Source organism: Microbispora sitophila (genome assembly GCF_014892245.1).
In the GTDB taxonomy this organism is placed as follows: Bacteria; Actinomycetota; Actinomycetes; order Streptosporangiales; family Streptosporangiaceae; genus Microbispora; species Microbispora siamensis.
Window position 1 is genome coordinate 265,470 of sequence record NZ_JADBGC010000006.1, and the last position, 24,351, is coordinate 289,820.

Consider the following 24,351-nt stretch of genomic DNA (forward strand, 5'->3'; position numbering starts at 1 on the left):
CCGGGAACACCGAGAGACTTTGCGACGCCCGCCGCTCCGGAAGCGACGGCCGGCCGGGAGGGGCCCGGAGGCGGCCCCCCACGCGCCTTCGTTCCAGCGGCTGTTCGACCGGCTGGCCCTGGCCGTGGACCGCCGCTTCGGCTGGTACAGCCTGCCGAAGCCGCTCGGCCTGGCGACCCTGCTCGGCCTGCGGAACATCCTGCGTCGCGAAAATCTCTACGACACCAGCGGCTTTCCGGCGCGCAACCAGCCGCCCGTCCAACCGCCGCAGGCGCGGCACACCACGGAACGCACCGAGGACGGCACCTACAACGACCTCGGCGACCCGCGCATGGGCATGGCGTGGTCCCGGTTCGGCCGCAACGTGCCCGATGAGCACACCTTTCCGGAGAGAGAGCCCGCGATCCTGTCACCGAGCCCACGGGAGGTGAGCAGGGCACTGCTGACCAGGACCGAGTTCGTCCCCGCCGTCACGGTCAACTCCCTGGTCGCCTCCTGGATCCAGTTCATGATCCGGGACTGGTTCAGCCATGGGAAGGGCAGGATCGACGATCCCTGGCGGATCGAGGTGCTCGACGGCGACCCCTGGCCCGGGGACCGTCCCATGCTCATCCCGCGCACCGCCTCGGACCCCACCCGGCCCGAGGGCGACGGCGAACATCCGCCTACCTACATCAACGAGAACTCCCACTGGTGGGACGCGTCCCAGTTGTACGGCAACGACGCCCGGGCCCAGCACGCGCTGCGCACGGGTGAGGGCGGGAAACTGCGGGAGCCCGCTCAGGGGCAGCCGATCCCGGGGGAGTTCCAGGACGATCCCGGCAACAGGACTGGCTTCTGGCTGGGCCTGGCGATGATGCACATCCTCTTCATCAAGGAGCACAACGCCATCTGCGACCGGCTCAGCAGCGAGTATCCCCACTGGACGGACGAGCAGCTGTTCCAGCGGGCCCGGATCGTCAACGCCGCGCTGATCGCGAAAATCCACACGGTCGAGTGGACCCCGGCCGTCATCAGCCATCCGACCACCGTGGCGGCGCTCCGGGCGAACTGGTACGGCGTGCTCGGCGAGCGCGTGCGCAGGCTGTTCGGCCGGGTGAGCCGCAGTGAGGTGCTCAGCGGCATCGTGGGCGGCGCCACCGATCATTTCGGCGTTCCCTATTCGCTCACCGAGGAGTTCGTAGCCGTCTACCGGATGCACCCGCTCATCGCCGACGACTGGAGCTTCCGCTCGGCCGCGGACGACACACTGCTCCAGACCGCCACCTTCCGCGAGCTGGCACATCGTCACACCTTCGAATTCCTGAGCAGGCACTCGCTGGCCGACCTGTTCTACTCGTTCGGCACGTCGCATCCCGGCCTCGTCACCCTCCACAACTTCCCGAGGTTCCTGCAGGAGTACGAACGGCCGGACGGCAAGATCGTGGATCTCGCGGCGATCGACATCATGCGGACCAGGGAACTCGGCGTGCCCCGGTACAACGAGTTCCGCCGACTGCTCCACCTCAGGCCGGCCAAGGACTTCGAGTCGCTGACGCGCGATCCGACCTGGGCGAAGGAACTGCGCCGGATCTACGAGGACGACGTCGAACGGGTGGATCTCATAACCGGCATGTACGCCGAACCCCTCCCGAGAGGCTTCGCCTTCAGCGACACCGCGTTCCGGATCTTCATCCTCATGGCGTCGCGTCGTCTCAACAGCGACAGGTTCCTCACCCGGGACTACACCCCGCAGGTGTACACCCAGGCGGGGCTGGACTGGGTCGAGAACAACAGCATGGCCACCGTTCTGCTGCGTCACTTCCCGCAGCTTCGGCCGTCGATGAGATCGGTCGGCAACGCCTTCGCCCCGTGGACGCGGACGTCCGGCTGACGGAAACGAGAAGAACCGCCCTGGCGGGAGGAACGACCATGAGCGATCGGAGCGGCCGCATCGAAATCCCTCCCGATGACCGGGAGGACATTCGCATCGCGGTGGTGCTCAACGGGGGCGTCAGCCTCGCGGTGTGGATAGGCGGCGTGACCAACGAGATCAATCGGCTGGCGCAGGATTCGCTGGACCCGTCCGGGGTTTACACGGGACTGCTGGAGCTGACCGGCTCGACCGTCCGCGTGGATGTGATCGCGGGCACGTCGGCCGGCGGGATCAACGGGGCGCTCCTGGGATATGCGCAGGTGTACGGCGCCGAGCTGGACGCACTGAGCCGGCTGTGGACCGACCTGGGCTCGTTCACCGAGCTGCTGCGCGCCTCGTCACCCAACAATCCACCATCCCTGCTCCGGGGTGACGACTACGCCCTGCCCCAGTTGGCCTCGGCGTTCGACAACCTGGTGCCGATGGAGCAGCGCGGCGCGCGATACGTGCCACCACGGCTACGGCCTGTCGATCTCATCATCACCACCACCCTGATGAAGGGGCAGCACGACCGGTTCGCGGACGATTTCGGCAACGAGATCATCGATGTCGTTCACGCCGAGCGGTTCCGCTTCGTGCGCGGCGTCGACACGCCGCCGGAGCGGGACCCGTTCCACTTCTCGAGGGAGATCACCCGCCGCCTGGCCCTGGCCGGACGGTGCACCTCGTCCTTTCCCATCGCATTCGAGCCGAGCTTCGTGCCGATCGGAGAGCGAGGGCCGGACGAGCTGCATCCCGACATGCGGGACGGCGGCGCTGAGACGCCGATCGCCTCATTCGCGGAGAGCCGCTTCGTGCTCGACGGCGGCGTCCTGCTGAACATGCCGGTGAAACCGGCACTCGCCTCGATTTACGCCCAGCCGGCCCAGCGTCAGGTACGCCGGCTGTTGACGTACGTCAACCCCAACCCGATCGTCCGAGGTGACGAACCGGCCGAGAAGTACGATGACCCGCCGACGGTCACAAATGTGCTCGGCACCCTGGCCAGGCTCCCCCTGGCGCAGTCGGTGGCCGAGGAGCTCAGGGAGGTCGCGGCCACCAATGCGCGCGTGCACGCACGGCGAACCACACGGGCGGACCTCATCCATGTGATGAACGAGGAGCTCGCCTCCACGCTGATGGCGGGGTACGTGCGCGTCCAGGCCGACCGTGAGGGCGGCCGCATCTGCGCCCGGCTGGTCGCGGCAGCCGGAGAACAACAGCGAAGCTGGCGAAGAGAGGACTTCGAAGAGGCACTGCGCGAGTCCGCTCGGGACGAGCACGTCGTCCACTACGTGCCCGCCCGCCTGCCGGGCGGCGGCCTCACCCCTTCGGCCTGGGACTGGGGCATCGAGCCGGTCGAGCACATCGGCGCCATGGCCCTGGACGTCCTCAAACGCGCCATGTGGCTGGCTCCCCTGCCCGACCAGGGCCTGCGCAGGAGACTCCGTGACCGACGGGGACGACTGCACGGCAAGCTGGGCGAGCTTCAAGCAGCCCGGCTGGCGGAAACGGAGTTCTGGACCGGGCACGCCGCCTCGCTTCCGGTGCCGCCGGCCAGTCCTGAGGAGCGCAGGCAGGTGCTGTGCTCCTGGCTGGACGGCGTGCTGAGCCGCGCGGCCCCGGACGGCGCGCCCGGCCCCGCGGTGCACCTGGCGGAAAGCTGGGGCCGCATCGCATTGGGCATCGCAAACCTGCTCGTGGAGGCTCGTGACGATCTGTGGCAGGTCGTTGATCCCGCCCGGCGGCCGGATGACGCGCCGGTCACGGTCCCGGACGCGGCCGGCGAGACCCGGCGGCTCGAATCACTCCTGAAGGAACTGCTGCCCCGTGACGCGGCCCGGTCGCCGGACTCCCTCCTGCGGCGCATGCTCGCCGTCGACGTGTGCGAAGTCACGCTCGCCGGGAGGCGGCCCGAGGTGGAGCAGCAGGTCATCCTGCAACTGATCAGCGGCTACACGCCGAACTCCTTCGGCGGCCCCACCGACCCGAGCAAGATCGGCGGGGTCAAGCTGGGTGATTTCGGCTCGTTCTACAAGAAGTCCTGGCGGGTCAACGACTGGATCTGGGGCCGGTTGGACGGAGCGACCCGGATGGTCCAAGCCGTGCTCGATCCGGCACGGCTGCGGCAGATCGGGCTTCCCGCGCAGGAGGCGTACGACCGGCTCCGCGAGATCGCCGTCGGAGGCTCGTTCGCCGACGAGCTCGCCGCCCGCTTCGACGCCGACCGTGAGCGGATCGAACGGGAACTCGCCTTCCTCGACACCCCGGCGCAGGCCCTGCCCGCGGCCACGGACCTGACGACCACGACCTTGGCGGTCGCCCGGCGGCTGCACGCGGACATCCTCGCGGAGGAACTGCCCGGCCTGGCCCAGGCCGTACAGGATGATCTCACCAGTGGCGCCGCCCCCCGCTCCAACGGGGCACGCTTCCTCGCCGCCTGGCGGTGCGGACCCGGTCGCCCCGATCGACACGGCCGGCTCACCGCGGAGGAGCTCTTCACCGCCTTCGCCCATGCCGGCATCGGACACGAGTCCTTCGCCGACGAAGTGGACAGTCGGCTGTTCCTCCGCACCACCCGCAAAGCGACCGCGGCCGTGGTCTCGGTGCTGAGGCCATCCGCTTTCGGTCTGCCCGACATCGTGGAGGTGGCCGAAGCCATCGTGCGCGACGAGATCAGAATGGTGAGAAGGCTCCTCGGCGTGGTCCCGCGCGTGGTCTTCCGTCGGTCGAACCATCCCGTCTCCGCAGGGAGCCGGTCGGCGGATCGCCGCTGAGGACGGTCTGCCTCTCCGGCTCGTGCCGTCGATGCGTGGCCGGCGTCGCCGGCCGGGACATGATCTGCGACACAATCGAAGGCATGCGGTTCGGCATCCTCGGCCCGACGGAGGCCCGGCCCGACGGTGAGCGCCCGGCCCCGGTCGGCGGGCCGGGGCTGCGGGCGCTGCTCGGCCTGCTGCTCCTCAACGCGGGGCGGGTCGTCACCACCGACCGCCTGATCGACGGCCTGTACGGCGCCGAGCCTCCGTCGGGGGCGGACAACGCGCTGCAGGCCCAGGTGTCGCGGCTGCGCCGGCATCTCGGCGACCTGGTCGTCCGGGAACCGGCGGGCTACCGGCTGGCGGTGGACCCGGACGACGTGGACGCGTCGCGCTTCGAACGGCTGGCGGCCGAGGGGCGGCGGGCGCTCGACGCGGGCGACCCCGCCCGGGCCGCCAATCTCCTCGGCACCGCGCTCGCGCTGTGGCGCGGGCCGGCGCTCGCGGACGTGCCCGACGCGCCGTTCGCGCCCGCCCAGGCGGCCCGGCTGGAGGAGCTGCGCCTGTCGGCGGCCGAGGACCTCGCCGAGGCGGGCCTGGCCCTCGGACGGCACCGCGACCTGCTCCCTGACCTCCAGGAACGGGTCGCCGCGCACCCGCTGCGGGAGCGCTCGCGCGGGCAGCTCATGCGCGCGCTGTACGCCGCGGGCCGCCCGGCGGAGGCGCTGGCCGCCTACAACAACGCCCGGCGGGTCCTCGCCGACGAGCTGGGCGCCGACCCGTCGGCCGAGCTGTCCGCGATCCACCTCGCGGTGCTGCGCTCCGATCCGGCCCTCGCTCCCGCCTCCGCCGCGCCCGGCGGGCGGCCGGTCCCGCTCACCTCGCTCGTGGGCCGCGCCGACGAGCTGGAGCGCATCGGCGCGCTGCTCGCCGAGGCGCGGCTGGTGACGCTCACCGGCCCGGGCGGCACCGGGAAGACCCGGCTGGCGGTCGAGGCGGCCACCCGGTGGCCGGGCGAGGTCTGCCTCGTGGAACTGGCCCCGCTCACCGACGGCGCCGACGTGCCGCAGGCCGTGCTCGGCGCGCTCGGGCTGCGCGAGACCGCCGTGGCCATCCCCACTCCCGGGACTCGGCAGGGCACCGCCGATCCCGTCGCCCGCCTGGTGGCCGCCCTGACCCTGCGGCCGATGCTGCTGGTGCTCGACAACTGCGAGCACGTCGTGGAGGAGGCGGCCTGGCTCGCCGACCGGCTGCTCGCGGCGTGCCCCGCCCTGCGCGTGCTGGCCACCGGCCGGGAGGCGCTCGGCATCACCGGCGAGCGCCTGTGCCCGGTTCCCCCACTGCGGGTCCCCCCGCCCGGCAGCTTGCCCGCCGTCGAGGACGCGCTCGCCTATCCGGCCGTGCGGCTGTTCGTCGAGCGGGCGGCCGCCGTACGGCCCGGCTTCGTCCTCGCGCCCGGCGACGTCGAGCACGTGCTGCGGATCTGCCGGGCGCTGGACGGGCTGCCGCTGGCCGTCGAGCTGGCCGCGGCGCGGCTGCGCTCGCTGCCCCTGGCCCGGATCGCCGCCCGTCTCGGGACCGGCGATTCCGAGTCGGAGGGCGACGCGCCCCGTTTCGCGCTGCTGTCGCGCGGCAGCCGTACGGCGCAGCCGCGCCACCGGACGCTGCGCGCGGTCGTCGAGTGGAGCTGGGACCTGCTCGACGAGCCGGAACGCGCACTCGCCCGGCGCCTGACGGTCTTCGCGGGCGGCGCGACGCTGGAGGCGGCCGAGCGGGTGTGCGGCCTGCCCGACACCGACGGCGTGCTCGCCTCCCTGGTGGACAAGTCCCTCGTCGAGGTGGTGGACGACCGCTACCGGATGCTGGAGACGATCCGGGCGTTCTGCGCGGAACGGCTGGCCGAGGCCGGCGAGAGCGAACCCCTGCGGAAGGCCCACCTCGCGTACGTCCTGGACCTGGCCGCCACGGCCGACCCGCACCTGCGCGGGCCGGACCAGATCGAGTGGCTGCGCCGACTGGACGGCGAGCACGAGAATCTCACCGCCGCGCTGCGCCGGGCCGCCCGCGCGGGCGACGCGGAGGGCGGGCTGCGGCTGCTGTCGGCCACGACCGGCTACTGGATTCTGCGCGGCCTGCGCGGGGAGGCGGCCCGGCTGGCCGCCGAACTGCTCGGCAGGATCGGCTCCGCGCCGCCCGAGGGGCTGGAAGAGGAGTACATCGTGTGCGCCTGCCTCGTGGGCTGGGGCGGAATGAGCGGCCCCGGCCTGGACACCCGCGTGGCCGAGGCCGTCCGGCGGACCTACACCCTGCCCATGCCGCCCCGGCAGCCGTTCCTCCTCGTTCTGCACGCCTTGATCAACGGCCCGCCCCCGCGGGAGGAGTTTCACGACATGGGGGGCCTGTTCGACGCGCTCAAGCGCGACCCGTGGACGCGAACGCTCAGCCGCTTCAGCCTCTCGTATCTGAAGATGTTCGACGGTCGGCTCGCGGAGGCGGAGCAGGAGCTCGCAGAAGCGCTCCGAGAGGCCCGTTCCATCGGCGACCTGTGGGTCCTGGTGATCATCCTGTCCGCGGTGGCGGACGTCGCCGACCGGCGGGGAGACCACGAACAGGTCGAGGCGCTGGTGAACGAGGCGCTTGAGCTGGCCGAGCGGCTCGGCGCGACCTCGGACGTCGCGGAGACCCTCTGCCGGCGCGCCTGGGCACGGATGCGCTCCGGACGCGTGGACGCCGCGAAAGACGACTACGACCGCGCCACCGCGCTGTCCCGCCGCAGGGGCGCCCCGGAGGTGCTCGCCGCAGCGCTCCTCGGGCTCGGCGAGCTCGCCAGGCTGGACGGCGACATGGCCGGGGCCCGGCGCCGGTACGAGGCGGCCCTGGCGGAGTGCACGACCGCGTGGTTCAACGTCGAGGAGACGCGCTCGCGCGTCTACCTCGCGCTCGGCTGGGCCGCGCAGAACTCCGAGTCGGCCGCCGAGGCGCTGGCGTGGCACCGCCGCGCCCTCACCACCGTGCCCGGCACCCGCCGCAGCTTCGGGATGACCGCCGCGGTCGCGGAGGGAGTCGCGGGCGTCGCGCTGCTGGAGGGGGATCCTGGGCGGTCCGCGTGGCTGCTGGGCGTGGGCGCCGCCCTGCGCGGGGCTCCGGCCGCGGGCGACCCGGACGTCGCCCGGGTCGAGGCGCGTTCCCGGGCCGCCCTCGGCGGCGACGCGTTCGACCGGGCGTACGGCCAGGGCAGGGCGTACGCGCGCGAGCGGATGGCGATCTCAGCGGACACGGATGCGGCGGCGCTGACCATCGTCGAAGGGAACCTGTCAGCGCTCGGTGGGTGAGCCGTCAGCGTACGCGCGCACGCTGACGGCCATGAACGACACCTCCCGCAAGTGGGGCACGCTGGTCATCGCCTGCCTGGCCATGCTCCTGCTGTCCCTCGACCTCACCGTGCTGCACCTCGCCCTGCCGAAGCTCGGCGAGGACCTGGCGCCCTCGGCCACCCAGTTGCTGTGGATCGCCGACATCTACGGCTTCGCGCTGGCCGCGCTGCTCGTCACCATGGGCAACCTCGGCGACCGGATCGGGCGCAGGCGGCTGCTGCTCGTCGGATTGGCCTCCTTCGGCGCGACCTCGGTGCTGACGGCGTACGCGCCGAGCGCGCCGCTGCTGATCGCCGCCCGCGCCCTGCTCGGCGTGGCCGGCGCGACGATCATGCCCTCGACGCTGTCGCTGATCCGCAACGTGTTCCCCGACGCGAAGGAGCGGACCACCGCGGTCGGCATCTGGAGCAGCGTGGGCGCGGTCGGGTTCGCCCTCGGGCCGATCGTCGGCGGCCTGCTGCTCGACCGCTTCTGGTGGGGCTCGGTCTTCCTGATCAACGTGCCCGTCGTCGTGGCCGTCCTGATCGCCGGGCTCGTCGTGCTGCCCGAGTCGCGCAACCCCCGTCCCGGACGGCTCGACCTCGTCAGCGTCCCGCTGTCCGCCGTGGGCGTGCTCGGCCTGATCTACGCGATGAAGGAGGCCACGACCGGCGGCGTCGCCCAGGCGCCCGTGATCGTCGCGGCGGTGATCGCGGTCGCCGCGCTGGTCGTGTTCGTCCGCAGGCAGACCCGCCTGGCCGAGCCGCTGATCGACATCGCGCTCTTCCGGCGGCGCGCGTTCGCGGCCACGGTCGGCGCCGAACTGGTCGCGGTCTTCGCGATGCTCGCCATGTCGGTGGTCTTCGCGCAGTACTTCCAGCTCGTCATGGGCTGGTCGCCGCTGACCGCCGGGCTCGCCGGCATGCCTGGCGGCCTCGCCGGGGGCCTCGGCGGCGCGCTGTCCGGAGTGCTCGTGCACCGGTGGGGCCGCGGGCCGGTCGTCAGCCTCGGACTGGTGCTGACCGCGATCGGGTTCATCCTGTTCAGCAGGATCGACATCGAGACGCCCTACCTCTACATGCTCGCCGCCATGATCATCCAGGGCGTCGGGATGGGCTTCACGTTCGCGGTGACCGGCGACACGCTGCTCGCCTCGGTGCCCAAGGAACGGGCGGGCGCGGCGAGCGCGATCTCGGAGACCGCCCACGAGATGGGCGGCGCGCTCGGCATCGCCGTGCTCGGCACCGTGCTGACCAGCGCCTACCGGAACGGCCTGGTGCTTCCGCCCGGCCTGCCCGGGGGCGCGGCGGCCGAGGCCCGCGACACGCTCGCGGGGGCGCTGAAGGCCGCCGCCGCGCTCCCGGGCGACGCCTCGGGGGCCGTCGCCCGGGCGGCGCGGCAGGCGTTCGTCGAAGGCATCCACGTCACCGTGCTGACCGGCGCGGCCATCCTGCTCGTGCTCGCGGTCGCCGTGCCGTTCGCGCTGCGCGGCGTGCCCAAGGTGATCCCCGAGACCGTGGACGAGCCGGTTCCGGTCAAGTGATCCCCGATCACGTGACTTGGGACAGCCAGCGGTCGTGGGCGCCGCCGAAGGGGCCGGTACGCGCGCCCACGGCCTCCATCAGCCAGGCGGCCGACCGCTCCGCCTGGCGGATGATCTCCTGCGGGTAGGCGTACCGCACCTGGTGCTCGGCGAACTCGTCCTCGTCGTCCAGGATCAGCCGTCCGTCGCGCATCCGGAGCACGTCGAGGTCGAGGTCGACCATCGTGATCCGGGCGTCGCCGCGCACCGGGACCGTCGTGATGTCGCAGTAGATCTCCGCCTTGTGCGGCGGCGCGTTGAACGCCGCCGTCCACCACGCGTCGCGGGGAAACAGGATGACGGACGCGAACTCGAAGACCGTCGGAGGCTCGTGCCCCCGCTGGGCGACCATCCCGGAGGGACAGCCGACCCAGACTCCGTGCTCGTCCTCGCCCAGCACGCGCGCGTGGTGGTGCCAATGGAGCGACCCGCCGTACTTGCGGTAGATGATCCTCACCTCGGACACGGGCGGGACGCTACGCCACGCCCGTCTCCGAGTACAACGGGATTGTTCCCTAGACCTCGACGACCACCGGGATGATCATCGGACGGCGGCGGTAGGTGTCGCTCACCCAGCGGCCCACCGTACGCCGGATGGTCCGGCGGATCTGCATCTCGTCGGCCACCCCCGACGCGGCGACCTCCTGCAGCGCGGCCTCGATCTGCGGGATGACCGCGTCGAACGCGTCGGGGTCGATGCCCGAGCCGCGCGCGGTGATCTCCGGTCCGCCGGTGAGCTTCCCGGTGGTGGAGTCCACCACCACGACGATGGAGATGAACCCCTCGTCGCCCAGGATCCGCCGGTCCTTGAGCGCCACGTCGGTGATGTCGCCCACCGAGGTGCCGTCCACGAAGACGTACCCGCACGGGACCGCGCCGGTGATCCTCGCCTGGCCGTCGACGAGGTCCACGACCACGCCGTCCTCGGCGATCACGATGTTCTCCGTGGGCACGCCGGTCAGCTCGGCCAGCCGGGCGTGCGCCCGCAAGTGCCGCCACTCCCCGTGCACCGGCATGAAGTTGGACGGCTTGGTGAGGTTGAGCACGTACAGCAGCTCACCCGCGGCGGCGTGGCCGGAGACGTGCACCCGCGCGTTGCCCTTGTGGACCACCCGCGCGCCCCAGCGGTTGAGGCCGTTGATGACCTTGCTGACCGCCGTCTCGTTGCCCGGCACGAGCGACGAGGCGAGCAGGACGGTGTCGCCCTCGGCGATCCTGATCGGGTGGTCGCGGTTGGCCATGCGCGACAGCGCCGCCATGGGCTCGCCCTGGGAACCGGTGCAGATCAGCACCACGTCCTCCGGCGGCCACTCCTCGATCTCCCGGGAGTCCACGAGCAGGCCCCCGGGCACCTTCAGGTAGCCGAGTTCGCGCGCCACGCCCATGTTGCGGACCATCGACCTGCCGATGAGCGCGACCTTGCGGCCGTGCTTCTCGGCCGCGTCCATGATCTGCTGAACGCGGTGGATGTGCGAGGCGAAGCTCGCCACGATGATCCGCTTGGACGCGCTGCGGAAGACGTCGTCGATGACCGGCGCGATCTCCCGCTCGCTGGTGACGAAGCCCGGCACCTCCGAGTTGGTGGAGTCGGACATCAGCAGGTCGACGCCCTCGGCCCCGAGCCGGGCGAACGCCCCGAGGTCGGTCAGCCGCCCGTCCAGCGGAAGCTGGTCCATCTTGAAGTCGCCGGTGTGCAGGACGAGGCCCGCCGGGGTGCGGATCGCCACGGCCAGCGCGTCGGGGATCGAGTGGTTGACCGAGACGAACTCGCACTCGAACGGCCCGAACGAGCGCCGCTCGCCCTCGATCACCTCGACCTTGACCGGCTGCATCCGGTGCTCGGTCAGCTTGCTCTCGATGAGCCCGAGCGTCAGCCGCGAGCCGACGATCGGGATGTCACGCCGCTCCCGCAGCAGGTACGGCACCGCACCGATGTGGTCCTCGTGCGCGTGCGTGAGCACGAGCGCCTCGATGTCGTCGAGCCGCCCCCGTATGTAGTCGAAGTCGGGCAGGATGAGATCGACGCCCGGCTGGTCGGGCTCGGGGAACAGCACGCCGCAGTCCACCACGAGCAGACGGCCGTCGTACTCGAAGACCGCCATATTGCGGCCGATCTCGCCGAGACCGCCCAGCGCGACGATACGCAGGCCGTTTTCCGGCAGCGCCGGAGGCGGCCCGAGTTCGGGATGCGGATGACTCATTCCGCGCCCTCCGCCCCGCGCTCGTCCTGGGGCCCCTCGCGGTGCGCGCTCACGCGCGGTTCCCTATCTTCGTTTCTTCTGTTCAACTCGCTCATTCGGCTCCATCTGTTGATCTAATCCACAAGCTTGAGGCCCCCCGTGATGAGGTCCTCCCGAAGCGCTGTGATCTGCTCCTCCGTGGCGTCCACGAGCGGCGGCCGGACGTACCCCGCGTCCTGGCCCACCAGCTTCAACGCCGCCTTGACCATGATCGCCCCCTGGGTGCGCGTCATGATCGCCGAGACCACCGGAAGGAGCTGACGGTGGACGGCCAGTGCGTTCTCGACGTCACCGGACCGGTAGGAGTCGGCCATCGAGGCCAGCTCGGCGCCCACCACGTGGCCCACCACGCTGACGTACCCCGCCGCCCCGACCGAGAGCCACGGCAGGTTCAGCAGGTCGTCGCCGGAGTAGAAGACGAGGTCGGTGGAGGCCATCACCTGCGAGCCCGCGAACAGGTCGCCCTTGGCGTCCTTGACGGCGGCGACGCGCGGATGCTCGGCCAGCCGGAACAGGGTCTCGATCGTGATCGGCACCCCGGCGCGGCCGGGAATGTCGTACAGCATCACCGGAAGACCGGTCGCGTCCGCGACGGCGGTGAAGTGCCGGAGCAGACCCTCCTGCGGCGGTTTGTTGTAGTAGGGGGTCACCACCAGGAGACCGTGCGCACCCGCGCGTTCGGCGGCCTTGGCCAGCTCCACGCTGTGCCGCGTGTCGTTGGTGCCGGCGCCGGCCACGACGGTGGCCCGGTCGCCCACGGCCTCGACGACCGCGCGGAGGATGCGGTCCTTCTCCTCGTCGGAGGTGGTGGGGGACTCCCCCGTGGTGCCGCTGACGACCAGGCCGTCGTTGCGCTGCTCGTCCACGAGATAGGCGGCGAGCCGCTGGACGCCCTCGTAGTCGACGGCGCCGTCAGAGGTGAACGGCGTGACCATGGCGGTCAGCGTGCGGCCGAAGGGGGCGTCGGAGGTTCCAGTAGGCGATGCCATAGACCGAACGGTACCCGGATCCGCAGGAGTGATGGACCTCGCCACCCCGTTATGTCCAGTACCGCCCCCGGAGGCGCCGCAGACAGCGGAAGAGGCCGCCGATATGTGCTCGGGGGTACACACATCAGCGACCTCTAACCGGGAATCGCCGCTCCTTACGCGGACGTTACACACCGCTGGCGAAATTTTTCCGGAACGCCGCGAACAGCGGCTTCTGCGCCCCCGAGGTGCGGTCGTGGGGCCGGTGGCAGGTCCTCAGCGGGGAACATCGTGGCGGATCAGTGGACCTCCCCCGAGAGGAGTCTCACCCACAGCTCCTCCATCCGCGCGGCGACGAGCCGCTCGGTCTCGCGGATCTCCACCTTCTTGCCCCGTGTCGTCCGCCGGATGAACCACAACCCGCCCGCCGCGCACAGTTCGTAGATCGTCGCCTTGCACTCACACGTGTGGCGGCGCACCCGCACGCGATCGCTGCGATTGGTGGGCTTCATCCAGTTGATCCTCCTGTGCCCGTCCCTGGGAGGGCCGGCATGGATGCCGTGATAGGGCGGCGGGAGGGGAATATCGGCACCTGGCCGCTTAGCGGCACAATCACCCATTAGCAGCCCTTTCACCAGGCAAAGTTGGAGTCACAGGCCATCTCCGTCACTCTCGGTCGCCCGGCGAATACGCCAAGATTTGGAGGACCCGTCACCCCCTCAGGGATGGATTGATGGCAAACTCTGATCCGGTCTACCTGCGCGTAGTCGAGGACATTCGCCGCCAGATCGTCGACGGCACGCTCCCTCCGGGCGCACCGATCCCCTCGCGGCACCAGATCACCCGGAAGTACAGCGTCGGAGAGACGGCCGCCCGCCACGCGCTGCGCGTGCTCGCCCAGGAGGGCCTCATCATCGGCCGGGTGGGCTCCGGACACCGGGTGCGGGAGAAACCGATCCTGCTCCCGCTCCATCGCAGCCGCCTCCCCGAACCGCACGCCGCCTTCGCCAGCGACATGCAGGCGGGCGGGCGGCAACCCAGCTGGAGCTGGCGCAGCGAGCTCGCCGACGCCCCTCCCGACATCGCTCACCGGTTGCGCGTCGGCGAGTGCAGCCCGGTGATCAGGACTCGTTACGTCTTCCGCGGGGACGGCCGCCCGGTGCAGTTGCTCACCTCGTACGAACCGGTCGAGCCCGGGCAGAGCCAGGCACCCGAGGAGGGCACGTACGAACGCAGGAGCGCGGCCTTCCGGCTCGCGGCGAGCGGCCTGCCGCTCACCGAGATCAGCGAGACCGTGCTCATCCGTGTCCCCCAGCCGACCGAGAGCGACCTGCTTGAGCTGCCCGCCGGCGTCCAGGTGCTCCAGATCGAGCGCACGTACTGGGCCGGGGAGCGCCCGGTCGAGACCAGCGACGCCGTGGTGCCCGGCGACAGATTCCGCCTGGTCTACGGCATTCCCAGCCCCCTCTGACTGTCGGTGCCCACTGATACAACCGATCCGGATCCCCCATCCGGAGGTGCCGATGCGCGTCAAGGACATGCCCCTGGCCGACCAGCCGCGTGAGCGGCTGCTGGCGTCGGGAGCCGCGGCGCTCGCCGACAGGGAGTTGCTCGCCCTGCTGCTCGGCTCGGGCAGCAGGGGCGTGAGCGCCGTCGAGCTCGCCTCCCAGCTCATCGCCCACTGCGGCGACCTCGGCGAGCTGGCCCGCTCCGAGGCCCATCGGCTGCTCGCCGTCCCCGGTGTGGGCCCCGCCAAGGCCGCCCGCGTGGCGGCCGCGTTCCATCTCGTACGGCGGGCCCAGGCGGAGCCGGAGCGAAGCCGGATCACCTGCTCGGCCGACATCGCTTCGGCTGCCGCTCCCCTGCTGCACGGACAGCCGCGCGAGCGACTGGTCGTGGTCGTGTGCGACGGCCGCGGCGCCGTGCTGCGCCGGACCGTGATCACCGAGGGCGGCAGCGACCACACCCCCGCGCCCGTCCGCGACATCGTCACGACCGTCCTCCTCTCCGGCGGGGCCGCCTTCGGCCTCGCCCACAACCACCCGAGCGGATCGCTCGACCCCAGCCCGGCCGACGTCGAGGTCACGGCCCGCCTCCACGAGGCCGCCGACACCGTCGGCCTCCGCTTCCTCGACCACGTGATCGTCACCGACACCGCCTGGCGCCGGATCGCGGGTGACGATCAGCTTGACAAGCTGTAGACCATCTTAGCTATAGCGGTCTACTACTCATCTACATCTCTCTGGTAGTTGTCTGCTTTGTAGGTAGACGTCCGGTTTCGTCTATCATTCCTTCATGATTGATCGCGACGGTCCGGTGCCGATCTACAAGCAGATCGCCGAGATCATCCGTGAGCAGATCGATCACGGCGACCTGGAGCCGGGTGACGCCGTTCCAAGCGAGACGGAACTGGAAGCCGAATTCGGCATCGCCCGCCTCACGGCACGACGCGTCACCCGAGAGCTTCGCGAGCAGGGGCTCGTCTACACCGTTCAAGGCGAAGGAACGTTCGTCGGACAGCCGGGCACTCCACGGTCAGCCGAACGGACGCCGGTCTACCAGCGCATAGCGGCTGAGATCGTGGAACAGATCCGCAGCGGAGACCTCGTTCCCAATCGGCGCATCCCTCCAGAGAAGGCGCTGATGAAGCAGTACGGTGTGGCCAAGGCCACCGCCCGCAACGCCGTGGACTTCCTTCGCAAGCAGGGATGGGTGTTCACCGTCCCCCATCGCGGCACCTACGTGTCCCCGCCGGAGAACTGGCCGACAGAGGACTGACCACCGCCCGCGAACTCAGGCAGAGACGCTTTGTGACAGCGACCCCATCCCAACCCGTGCCCGACCACATCGACAGAGCCGAGCGACAGGATCTGGACGCAGAGAGATCGCGATTTCACCGTGCGTGATCGTCCCGGCGTCCCTATCCTGTCGGGCATGCCACAGACCGAGGAACGCATCGACGCCGTAGAGCAGGAAATCACCGGCATCAGGAGCGATGTCCGGCTGCAGAACGCCATGCTGATCAAGTGCGGTGAGCAGATGAGCGATCTGCGCACGGGTCAGCACGAGCTGCAGAAGGGACAGGAAGAGCTCCGCACCATCACAGCCGAACTGCGTACCGGCCAGGACGAGCTCCGCAAGGGACAGGACGAGCTGCTCGCAATCACGGACGAGCTCCGCAAGGGACAGGACGAGCTGCGCGCCGACACAGCCGCAATCCGCCAGACGTTGGAGGAGTTCCGCAGCGCCTTCGCCGTCGTGCTGGACGAAATCCGGATCCAGAAGGCGTGGCGGGAGGAGTTCTCCGACAAGGTCGCTCGTGTGATCGCCAAGAGTGAGGGCCTCGAAGCGTAGCCGCGAACGTCGGGCGACTCCTCAATCCCCCTCCGCGCTTCCTCGGGTACAGGGCAGTCGCCCGACGAGACTCGTATCCCTCCAGCTGTCGCCTCCGGGTTGTAGCTGATCACGAGTCGCACGGCGGCAACCCCCGAGTCGTCCGGCGTGAGACGACGGAATGCGTACGCCGATTCGCGTACGTGCACTGCCATCCGGAGGTGGATGCCGAGGCAGGCCGCGCCTGCGAGGCTCCCGGCTATGCACAGGCGAACGGCATGGGTGATCTTCATCGTCGCGGTCATCGCGACTTCGGTGCTCGTCTATCCGTACTTGGGCCTCGATATCGGCAGCAGCCGCCTCGATGTGCGCGACAGCCTCCACTACTACGTTCTGGTCGGTCATATCGGGACCGCCGCGGTCGCGCTCGTGCTCGGCTCTCTGCAGTTCATGCCCAAGGTGCGGGCGCGCAGGCGGATTCACCGGACGCTCGGCCGGGTCTATCTCCTCGCCGGGGTGCTGCCGTCCGCGGTGGCCACGATCCCGGTCGCGCTGTGGTCGGGCCGCCTCATGACGCAGGTCGGCCTCACGACCGCCGCCGCCCTGTGGCTGATCACCGCTGGTCTCGCGTACCGTGCCGCCCGTCGGGGCGACTTCGACAGTCACCGCAACTGGATGATGCGCAACTACGCGCTGACGTTCCTCGCGGTCACCGCGCGCATCCTCGTTCCCCTGCTCCTGCTGGTCCAGATCCCCTTCCGCGGGGCCGATCCGGGATCGATGGGAGAACTCGCGACCTCGATGATTCCGATCGGTCAGGCGCTGGGCTGGGTCGTCAACCTGATCGTGGTCGAGAGCATCATCAGGCGGCGCCGGTCCGAAGCCCGTCTCGCGCCTGGACAGTGAGAGCCGGTCAGATGAGGGCCATCGCCTTGCCGCTCAGGCCCGCCGGGGCGGTCTTCGGGTTGCCGGCCTCGAAGGGCGGCCGCGGGTCGTACTCGATCGCGAGCTGCACGGCCTGCGCCGTCTCCTCGTCGCGCATCTCGGCCAGCAGGGTCAGGGCCATGTCGATGCCTGAGGAAACACCCGCCGCTGTCACGATCTTGCCGTCGATCACCACGCGCTCGCTGACCGGCTCGGCGCCGAATCCGGCGAGCTGGTCGAGCCATCCCCAGTGGGTCGTCGCCCTGCGGCCCTTCAGCAGCCCCGCCGCGCCCAGCAGGAACGAGCCGCTGCACACCGAGGTCGTCCACCGGGTGCGCTCGTGGGCCCGCGCGATCCAGCCCAGCAGTTCCGCGTCGGACAGCGCCTCGATCGTCCCTGGTCCTCCGGGCACGACGACCACGTCCGGCACGGGCAGGTCCGCGTACGACGCGGTGGCGGCGAGGCTGAGGCTCCCCCGGTCGTCGAGCACCGGCCCGGGCTCGGCCGCGACGAACGTGACCGTGCAGCCCGGCGCGAAGGCGAGCACCGTGTACGGCCCGACGGCGTCGAGCGCGGTGAACCGGGGGTAGAGGGGGATGGCGATGTTCATGATCTGCTGCTTTCCTTCGATCGGAACCGGCGACGGTAGTCGCCGGGTGAGACGCGCCAGTGGCGGCGGAAGACCCGGTAGAGGGTCTCGGGCGCACCGAGTCCCGACTCCCTGGCCACCCTGTCCAGGGGGTAACCGGTGGTCTCCAGCAGCCGCCGGGCGGCGTCGGCCCTGCTGCGTTCGACATACCTGCCGGGCGAGACTCCGATCTGCTCGGTGAAGACACGGGAGAAGTGCCGCTCACTCATCCCCGTCCGCTGGGCGAGCGCGGGCACGCTCAGGTCCTCGGCCGGGTTGGCGTCGATGAACGCCTGGATATCGCGCAGCGGCTCGGCGCGGGGAACGGCGGCCCGCATGGGGGCGCTGAATTGGCTCTGTCCGCCCGGACGGTGCAGATACACCACGAGTCCGCGGGCGACATTCCGGGCTACCTTGTGACCGTGGTCGTCGGCCACGAGCGCCAGGGCGAGATCCACTCCGGAGCTGACCCCGGCCGAGGTCCAGACGTTCCCGTCCCGGATGTAGATGGGATCGGCGTCCACCTCGACGTCCGGGTAGCGGTCGGCCATCTCGCCCGCGACCAGCCAGTGGGTGGTCGCTCGCCTGCCACCCAGCAGCCCGGCCTCCGCGAGGAGGAAGCTCCCGTTGCAGACGGAGGCGACGCGCCCGGCCCCGGCCGCCAGCCTGGCGACGCCCCCGACCAGCTCCCGATCGCGCAGGTGCTCGGGCACGGACAGCCCGCCCACGACCAGCAGCGTGTCGATCGGCCCCGCGACCTCGCCCAGCGGAGTCTGCACGAGGGTCGTGATCCCGTTCTGGGCCGGTACGGCCCCGGCGCGCACGGCCGTCACCTCGACCCGGTAGCCGGGCTCGGGCACGAGCAGATTCGCCGTGGTGAAGACGTCGGCCGGCCCGGCGAGGTCGAACATCTGGAAGCCATCGAAGATCACGATGACCACGCGTCGCTGCATGCCCTCAATGCTTCCGAGCAGGGCCTCATGGCGTCAACGACACGGATATTGCACATTACGCCACCAGTGCGTCCATCGTGACGAGACCGACCGAACGCCCGGCAATGAAGCGCTTGTTAGATTTGAACTAGGCCTCTGCGGCGCTGCCGGATGTCGGAGTGCCAAGGAGGTGTCCAGGACGATGCCGAGCGCTCGAGAACTCAAAGACAGACTCTTCGCCGCCATCAACCGTCACGACCTCTACAACGTGCTGGACTGTTACGCGCCCAACGCCGTGTATGTCAGCCCCACGGGCGTCGCGGAGGGCCGTGATCAAATCGCATGGAGCTACGAGGACCTCTGCAAGGTCTTCCCCGACATTTGCTACACCGCCTGGTACAAGGCCCCCTGCGAAGACCCCGCCTTCACCGAGTACACGATGACCGGCACCCATATGGGCCCGCTCCTGCTGCCGGACGGCCGGGTGGCAGCCGCAACGGGCCGTCGTATAACGGTCCGGGGCAGTTGTGCCTGCGCGGTCGAGAACGGAAAGATCATTACCGATCGGGACTACTACGACCAACTGGAGCTCTACTCCCAGCTCGGCATCCGCCTCGAACCGCCGCCGGACTCTTGACGCGTGCGGCAGGGACCGCCGCACGCGGGGATGTGTCAGCGTCCCAGCAACTGGGCCACGACGATGACGTTGCCGTACAGGTCGGCGAAGTGCAGGGAGCGGCTGTCGGGGTCCTCGCGCTCGTCCCAGACCCGTACGCCGTGCTCGCGCAGCCGCTTGGCGACCACGTCGAGGTCAGCGGTGTAGAGGACGAGCAGCGGCTGCCCGCCGGTCTGCCGGCCGATGAGCTCGCGCTGCTGCTCGGAGGTGATCGGCATCAGCCACAGGCCCACCCCCTCCTGTCCGGGCAGCCCGATGTGCAGGAAGCGATAGCCATCCGCCACGTAGTCGTGGAGGACGGCGAAGCCGAGGACGTCGCGGTAGAAGCCCAGCGCCTCGTCGGGGTCGTCGACGAGCACCACCATGCGGCCGATCGCAGAGAAGAGACTCTCATCCGTGGTCATGGCCGAACCCTAGTTCGCGCCACCGACATTTCCGCGTACTGAGATTTCGGCCCCAAGCCCATCACCTTTCCAGGATGGGCCCCACGAGCATCGGGCGCCCGAGCATGTCCCGCGTGAACGGCACCCCGGTGATCTTTGCCGCCAGGGCGAAGCCCCTCGGCACGGCGGTGACGTGGTTGCCCTCCCAGACCGCGTCCCACGCGTCGTCGTCCTCCGGCGTGTCCAGTCCCATGCCCAGCTCGCGCATGAAGCCGTTGAGCCGGTCGGGGTCGGAGCCATGACGCTCGTACGGGTGCCGCAGCCGGTAGCCGGTGACGATCGTGCCGTCGATCGCGTACTCGAAGCTGTGCTCGGCGGCGTAGTCGTGCCGGGTGACCGCCACCACCTCGCAGCCCCGCGACAGCGTGGTCACCACCTCGTGGAGCGTGACCATCCAGCCGAAGGGCTCGACGGCCACGCACCACTCGCCGGCCGGGAAGACGCCCACGTGGCCCCCGCCGTCTCCGCCGTCCGTCTCGTTGAGGAACTCGTACACCTTGTCGTCGAGTCCGGCGAAGTCCGACTCCTGGCCCGAGTCCTCGCCCCGGCTGAAACGCCGCACCACCTCCGCCGGGCCAAGTCCGCGGAAGAAGGCCACGCTGAAAATCTCGCCCAGCGGTCCGCCACCCCCGTACCGAGACCCGTTGAGCCACTGGAACGGGGTCAAGGGATCGGTCGTCGTCATGCGCGCCATGCTGGCAGGTCACACCGACAATCCGCCTGAGCGAGCTCACTCCTCGCCGGAGAACCTCTCCCAGGCGGACTGGCGGGTCATGCCGAGCGCGGCGCCGATCCTGGCCCAGGTGGCGCCCCGGTCGCGCGCCCGCTGCACCCAGACCCGCAGGCTGTCCTCGACCTGCGCGCCCACCTCGGCGACGCGCGGAAGGAGCTCCAGGATCTGCTCGACGGTCATGCTCTCGGTGTAGGAGATCTCCGGAGTCCCGACGGACTCCGCCGCCAGGATCTCGGCGCAGAGCCCGACACACTGGTTGCAGATGTAGACGCCGGGGCCGGCGATCACCTTGGTCACCTCGGTCTTGGACTTCGAGCAGAACGAGCAGCGGATGTCCTGTTCCGCCAGAGAAGGAGCCGGCATGTCGCCTCCAAGGGGATGTTCTGTCAGGCTGTTCCTGACGCTCGACTCAAGACTAGGCCCGTCAGGATCAGCCTGACAATAGATCATCAGGAAAGTGTCGTTTCCCGCGCCCTCGCGCCCTGGCTCAGCTCTTGGGGCCGAAGGCGTGCGGGACCTCTCCCTTGCGTCCGCAGCGCGGGCAGGGCCGGTATCGCCCGGACCACCAGGTGGCCTTGAGCGTGCCGCTCCCCTTGCACTTGGGGCATTTGGACAGGTAGTTGCGTACGTAGTCGGAGACGAGCCAGATGCCGAAGAAGGCTCCGGCGAGGACGAGAACGGTCTGGGAATCCACTGTGGCTCCGTAGTCGGGGGACAGACCGGCGACGAACGCGTCGCCGTACGGAAGCCGGTCGCGCGGGGGCGCGGTCACCGTCACTCACCGGCCGGGCGAGACCGTGCGGGAGGCGGGCGCGGGTCGTCACCCGCACCGAAGGTGCGCGCGTGGCCTGCGAGGGGACGCGCATCACTGCCTCCGTGAACACTGGTCGCACGGGAGAGGACGCCGCACGGCCCTCGGCCGGTGACAGCCGGGGGCCGTTCCGTTGGAGTCACAGGACGCTGGGTCGCGGCGCCCCTCAGACCCGCTCGGGCTGGAGCGCCGCCGCCTGCTCCACACCCGTCCGAGGCCGGCGCAGGACGACGTACGCGGCCACGAGGGCGCTGACCAGCAGGACCAGGGAGACCGTGAAGGCCAGCCGGTAGCCGCCGGTCAGCGCGACCGCCTCACTCGCGCCCCCGGCCAGCAGCCCCTCCGTACGGGAGGCGGCGAGCGTGGACAGCAGCGCTACGCCGGCGGCCATCCCGACCTGCTGGGTCGTGTTGAAGAACCCCGATACGAGGCCCGCGTCGTCGGAGCGGGCGTCGGACATGCCGAGCGTGGTCAGCGCCGGGAGCACCAGGCCGCCGCCCATGACGAGCACCATCACGGGGAGCAGGTCGGTCACGTAGCGGGCGTCGACGGGGACGCGGGTGAGCCAGGCCATCGCGCCGATCAGGAGCGCCAGGCCGCCCAGCAGCACGGCACGCGCGCCGAAGCGGGTGCTCAGCCGCGGCGACACGAACAGCGACACCCCCGCGATGGCCAGCGCCGCGGGAAGCATGGCCAGGCCGGTGTCGAGCGCGCCATACCGGAGCACCTGCTGCATGAACAGCGCCACCATGACCTGGAAGGCGAACATCGCGCCCAGGGTCAGGACCTGCACCAGGTTGGCCCCGGCGACGGCGCGCGAACGGAGGATCCGCAGCGGCATGAGCGGGGTGCGGGCGGTCGCCTGGCGGACGAGGAACGCACCCAGCAGCACGAGCGACACCGCGCCGAACCACAGGGAGCGCAGGCCGTAGCGCTCGATCTGGACCACCGCGTAGATGCCCAGCATGAGACCGGCCGTGACCAGCAGGGCGCCCAAGGCGTCCGCGCCCGCCGAGAGGCCGAGCCCCCGATCGGCGGGCAGTGCCCGGATCGCCAGCGCGATCGTGACCACGCCGATCGGCACGTTGATGAAGAAGATGTAGTTCCAGCCCAGCGTGTCGGTGAGGACCCCGCCGAGCACCTGGCCCAGCGACGCCCCCGCAGCGCCGGTGAAGCTGAAGACGCCGATCGCCTTCGCCCGCTCCCCCGCGTCCGTGAAGGTCGTCACCAGGATGCCGAGCACGACCGCCGAGGCCATGGCGCTGCCGACGCCCTGGAGGAACCGAGCACCGATCAGCATCCCCGGCCCGGTGGCGGCTCCGGCCAGCACGGAGGCGGCGGCGAAGACGGCGTTGCCCGCCAGGAACATGGCCCGGCGGCCGATCAGGTCGCCCAGCCGGCCGGCCAGCAGGAGCAGGCCGCCGTACGCGATGAGGTAGGCGTTCACGGTCCAGCTCAGCTCCGCGGGCGCGAAGCCGAGATCCCGCTGGATGGCGGGCATGGCCACGGTCACGATGCTGCCGTCGAGCACCGTCATCAGCATCGTGGCGGACAGCACGCCCAGCACGAGCCAACGGGATCGGGGTATGCGCGACATGGGTCGCCTCCTGTTCATGAGGAACAGGAAAAACCGTAGCAGATAGTTTTGTTGTAGACGATCCCTTACGGACCCATTATCCGCGGTGGCGTGCTCGCCGAACCGGCTGCGGCGCCTCCACCTGAGTGGCCAGATGCCCGGTGACCAGCCGGTTCAGTGCCCGTACGAGCACCTCCGCCTCCTCCTCCGGCAGCGATCCGATGGCGGCCCGATGGACCCCGTCGACGATCTCCTGGCTCCGCTTCGCGACCTCCGCGCCCTTCTCCGTGACCGCGACGATCCGGGCGCGCCGGTCGGTGCTGGACGGCCGGCGTTCGGCGAGGCCGGCCTTCTCCAGGGCGTCGAGGGTGACCACCATCGTGGTCTTGTCCATGTCGCCCAGCTCGGCGAGCTGGATCTGCGTACGCTCCTCCTGCAGGGCGTGGACGAGCACGCAGTGCATGCGCGCCGTCAGGCCGATCTCGGCGAGGGCCGCCGCCATCTGCGTTCGCAGCACGTGGCTGGTGTGGTCGAGCAGGAAGGACAGGTCAGGCTCGTTACGCGAGGGTGCCATGGCGGTCATACGCCCAGGCTACCAATTCGTCCACTTGCGGATTATCTCCAAAGGTCACAGTGTCCGCAGGGCGGCCTCGATCGACGCCTGGCTCGCCGGGACGAGCGGGAGCCGTACGGCGGCGGTGGGAATGCGGCCCCGCGCGTGCAGGACACCCTTCAGGACGGTCGGGTTGGGCTCGGCGAACATGGCCGCCGACATGAGCGACAGCCGGTGACCGAGGGCACGGGCGTGCTCGACGTCTCCGCCCCGCCAGGCATGGAAGAGCTCGGCGAATTCGCCGGTGCGCAGGTGGGCGGAGGCGAGGATGCCACCGGAGGCGCCCAGGGCGAGCAGCGCGGACAGGAACGGGTCGTCCCCGGCGAGCACCGCGAAATCCTCCGGCGGGTCGGCGAGCAGGGCGACCGTGTCGAGGTCGACGCCGCCGACCGCGTGCTTGACCCCGGCCACCATGGGCAGCTCGCCCAGCCGGCGCAGCGTGGCCGCGCCCACCGACTGCCCGGTCCGGTAGGGGATGTGGTAGACGACCAGCGGCACCGGGGTCTGCTCCGCCAGCGCGGTGAAGTGGGCGAGCACGCCGGCCTCGGACGGGCGGACGAACGCGGGAACCGTCACCAGCGCCGCGTCGGCCTCCCCCTTGAGGGCGCGCAGCGCCTCGGCCGTGCTCCGCGTGTCGGCCGACCCCGCGCCGACGGTGAGCGTGGCGCCCCGTTCACGGCAGACCCGGCCGCAGATCTCGATCACCGCGCGCCGTTCCTCCTCGGCCAGCGTGGCGACCTCCGCGGTGGTGCCGAGCGCGACGAGCCCGGACGCGCCGTCGTCGAGCACGCTGCGAGCCAGGTCTTCGAGCGCGTCGAACGCGATCTCGCCGTCCTGGGCGAACGGGGTGATCAGCGGGACATGGATGCCGGAAAGAGTCATACCG

At 70.5% G+C, this 24,351-nt stretch carries 23 protein-coding genes; 10 read left to right on the plus strand and 13 right to left on the minus strand.

Translation table 11 applies throughout. The features are described 5' to 3' along the window. Positions 1 to 19: 19 nt before the first annotated feature. From IL992_RS13340 to IL992_RS13355, 4 genes are all read left to right on the plus strand, one after another. Complete coding sequence (locus tag IL992_RS13340; protein WP_226872859.1) at positions 20 to 1,873, plus strand: peroxidase family protein; 1,854 nt, start codon at positions 20 to 22, stop codon at positions 1,871 to 1,873. A gap of 38 nt (positions 1,874 to 1,911) precedes the next feature. Then, the gene (locus tag IL992_RS13345) at positions 1,912 to 4,671 is read left to right on the plus strand and encodes a patatin-like protein (protein ID WP_193203654.1); all 2,760 of its coding nucleotides are present in this window, start codon (positions 1,912 to 1,914) and stop codon (positions 4,669 to 4,671) included. A gap of 83 nt (positions 4,672 to 4,754) precedes the next feature. Further along, complete coding sequence (locus IL992_RS13350) at positions 4,755 to 7,985, plus strand: BTAD domain-containing putative transcriptional regulator (RefSeq protein ID WP_193203655.1); 3,231 nt, start codon at positions 4,755 to 4,757, stop codon at positions 7,983 to 7,985. Positions 7,986 to 8,016: 31 nt separating this feature from the next. Continuing rightward, positions 8,017 to 9,549: a DHA2 family efflux MFS transporter permease subunit gene (locus tag IL992_RS13355; protein ID WP_193203656.1), complete on the plus strand. Its 1,533-nt coding sequence runs from the start codon at positions 8,017 to 8,019 to the stop codon at positions 9,547 to 9,549. 7 nt (positions 9,550 to 9,556) lie between these two features. On the opposite strand, the gene IL992_RS13360 is transcribed toward IL992_RS13355, so the two are convergent. The 4 genes from IL992_RS13360 to IL992_RS13375 all read right to left on the minus strand — a co-directional run bounded on the left by IL992_RS13360 (position 9,557) and on the right by IL992_RS13375 (position 13,308). Beyond that, entirely contained in the window at positions 9,557 to 10,054 is a 498-nt protein-coding gene (locus tag IL992_RS13360; protein ID WP_193203657.1) for a DUF402 domain-containing protein, read from the minus strand. A gap of 49 nt (positions 10,055 to 10,103) precedes the next feature. Beyond that, positions 10,104 to 11,789, minus strand: a complete 1,686-nt coding sequence (locus IL992_RS13365) for a ribonuclease J (protein WP_193203658.1) — start codon at positions 11,787 to 11,789, stop codon at positions 10,104 to 10,106. 113 nt (positions 11,790 to 11,902) lie between these two features. Next, positions 11,903 to 12,817, minus strand: coding sequence for a 4-hydroxy-tetrahydrodipicolinate synthase (gene dapA, locus IL992_RS13370; protein WP_193203659.1), 915 nt, complete (start codon positions 12,815 to 12,817; stop codon positions 11,903 to 11,905). 278 nt (positions 12,818 to 13,095) lie between these two features. After that, positions 13,096 to 13,308 carry a hypothetical protein gene (locus IL992_RS13375; RefSeq protein WP_226872860.1) on the minus strand — a complete coding sequence of 71 codons (213 nt, stop codon included), beginning with the start codon at positions 13,306 to 13,308 and terminating at the stop codon, positions 13,096 to 13,098. A gap of 221 nt (positions 13,309 to 13,529) precedes the next feature. On the opposite strand from IL992_RS13375, the gene IL992_RS13380 reads away from it, so the two are divergent. The 5 genes from IL992_RS13380 (at position 13,530) to IL992_RS13400 (ending at position 17,035) form a co-directional block, all read left to right on the plus strand. Next, the gene (locus IL992_RS13380) at positions 13,530 to 14,267 is read left to right on the plus strand and encodes a GntR family transcriptional regulator (RefSeq protein ID WP_079315738.1); all 738 of its coding nucleotides are present in this window, start codon (positions 13,530 to 13,532) and stop codon (positions 14,265 to 14,267) included. A gap of 52 nt (positions 14,268 to 14,319) precedes the next feature. Further along, the gene (locus IL992_RS13385) at positions 14,320 to 14,997 is read left to right on the plus strand and encodes a JAB domain-containing protein (protein WP_193203660.1); all 678 of its coding nucleotides are present in this window, start codon (positions 14,320 to 14,322) and stop codon (positions 14,995 to 14,997) included. A 94-nt stretch (positions 14,998 to 15,091) separates the two neighbouring features. Beyond that, entirely contained in the window at positions 15,092 to 15,574 is a 483-nt protein-coding gene (locus tag IL992_RS13390; protein WP_193203661.1) for a GntR family transcriptional regulator, read from the plus strand. A 156-nt stretch (positions 15,575 to 15,730) separates the two neighbouring features. After that, on the plus strand, positions 15,731 to 16,150 hold the full coding sequence (locus IL992_RS13395) for a hypothetical protein (RefSeq protein ID WP_193203662.1): 420 nt from the start codon (positions 15,731 to 15,733) through the stop codon (positions 16,148 to 16,150). 240 nt (positions 16,151 to 16,390) lie between these two features. Further along, positions 16,391 to 17,035, plus strand: coding sequence for a DUF2306 domain-containing protein (locus IL992_RS13400; protein ID WP_193203663.1), 645 nt, complete (start codon positions 16,391 to 16,393; stop codon positions 17,033 to 17,035). Between the two features lie 7 nt (positions 17,036 to 17,042). Here IL992_RS13400 and IL992_RS13405 read toward each other — a convergent pair whose 3' ends face one another. Both IL992_RS13405 and IL992_RS13410 read right to left on the minus strand, forming a co-directional pair. Then, positions 17,043 to 17,663, minus strand: a complete 621-nt coding sequence (locus tag IL992_RS13405) for a DJ-1/PfpI family protein (protein ID WP_193203664.1) — start codon at positions 17,661 to 17,663, stop codon at positions 17,043 to 17,045. Beyond that, entirely contained in the window at positions 17,660 to 18,634 is a 975-nt protein-coding gene (locus tag IL992_RS13410; protein WP_193203665.1) for a GlxA family transcriptional regulator, read from the minus strand. Before IL992_RS13410 ends, IL992_RS13405 begins: the two co-directional genes overlap by 4 nt. 169 nt (positions 18,635 to 18,803) lie before the next feature. Between IL992_RS13410 and IL992_RS13415 the strand changes: the two genes are divergently transcribed. Continuing rightward, complete coding sequence (locus tag IL992_RS13415) at positions 18,804 to 19,250, plus strand: ester cyclase (RefSeq protein WP_319018526.1); 447 nt, start codon at positions 18,804 to 18,806, stop codon at positions 19,248 to 19,250. A gap of 35 nt (positions 19,251 to 19,285) precedes the next feature. Here IL992_RS13415 and IL992_RS13420 read toward each other — a convergent pair whose 3' ends face one another. The 7 genes from IL992_RS13420 to IL992_RS13450 form a co-directional block, all read right to left on the minus strand. Further along, entirely contained in the window at positions 19,286 to 19,693 is a 408-nt protein-coding gene (locus IL992_RS13420) for a VOC family protein (RefSeq protein ID WP_193203666.1), read from the minus strand. A gap of 61 nt (positions 19,694 to 19,754) precedes the next feature. Next, positions 19,755 to 20,417, minus strand: coding sequence for a DUF6461 domain-containing protein (locus IL992_RS13425; protein ID WP_193203667.1), 663 nt, complete (start codon positions 20,415 to 20,417; stop codon positions 19,755 to 19,757). A 45-nt stretch (positions 20,418 to 20,462) separates the two neighbouring features. After that, complete coding sequence (locus tag IL992_RS48920) at positions 20,463 to 20,828, minus strand: ClpX C4-type zinc finger protein (RefSeq protein WP_193203668.1); 366 nt, start codon at positions 20,826 to 20,828, stop codon at positions 20,463 to 20,465. Between the two features lie 124 nt (positions 20,829 to 20,952). Beyond that, positions 20,953 to 21,237 (minus strand): hypothetical protein, encoded by a 285-nt coding sequence (locus IL992_RS13435; RefSeq protein WP_193203669.1) that lies wholly within the window; start codon positions 21,235 to 21,237, stop codon positions 20,953 to 20,955. Between the two features lie 205 nt (positions 21,238 to 21,442). Then, positions 21,443 to 22,873, minus strand: coding sequence for an MFS transporter (locus IL992_RS13440; protein ID WP_193203670.1), 1,431 nt, complete (start codon positions 22,871 to 22,873; stop codon positions 21,443 to 21,445). Positions 22,874 to 22,949: 76 nt separating this feature from the next. Further along, the gene (locus IL992_RS13445; RefSeq protein WP_193203671.1) at positions 22,950 to 23,435 is read right to left on the minus strand and encodes a MarR family winged helix-turn-helix transcriptional regulator; all 486 of its coding nucleotides are present in this window, start codon (positions 23,433 to 23,435) and stop codon (positions 22,950 to 22,952) included. A gap of 45 nt (positions 23,436 to 23,480) precedes the next feature. Then, positions 23,481 to 24,347 (minus strand): 4-hydroxy-tetrahydrodipicolinate synthase family protein, encoded by an 867-nt coding sequence (locus IL992_RS13450; RefSeq protein WP_193203672.1) that lies wholly within the window; start codon positions 24,345 to 24,347, stop codon positions 23,481 to 23,483. Positions 24,348 to 24,351 lie beyond the last annotated feature (4 nt).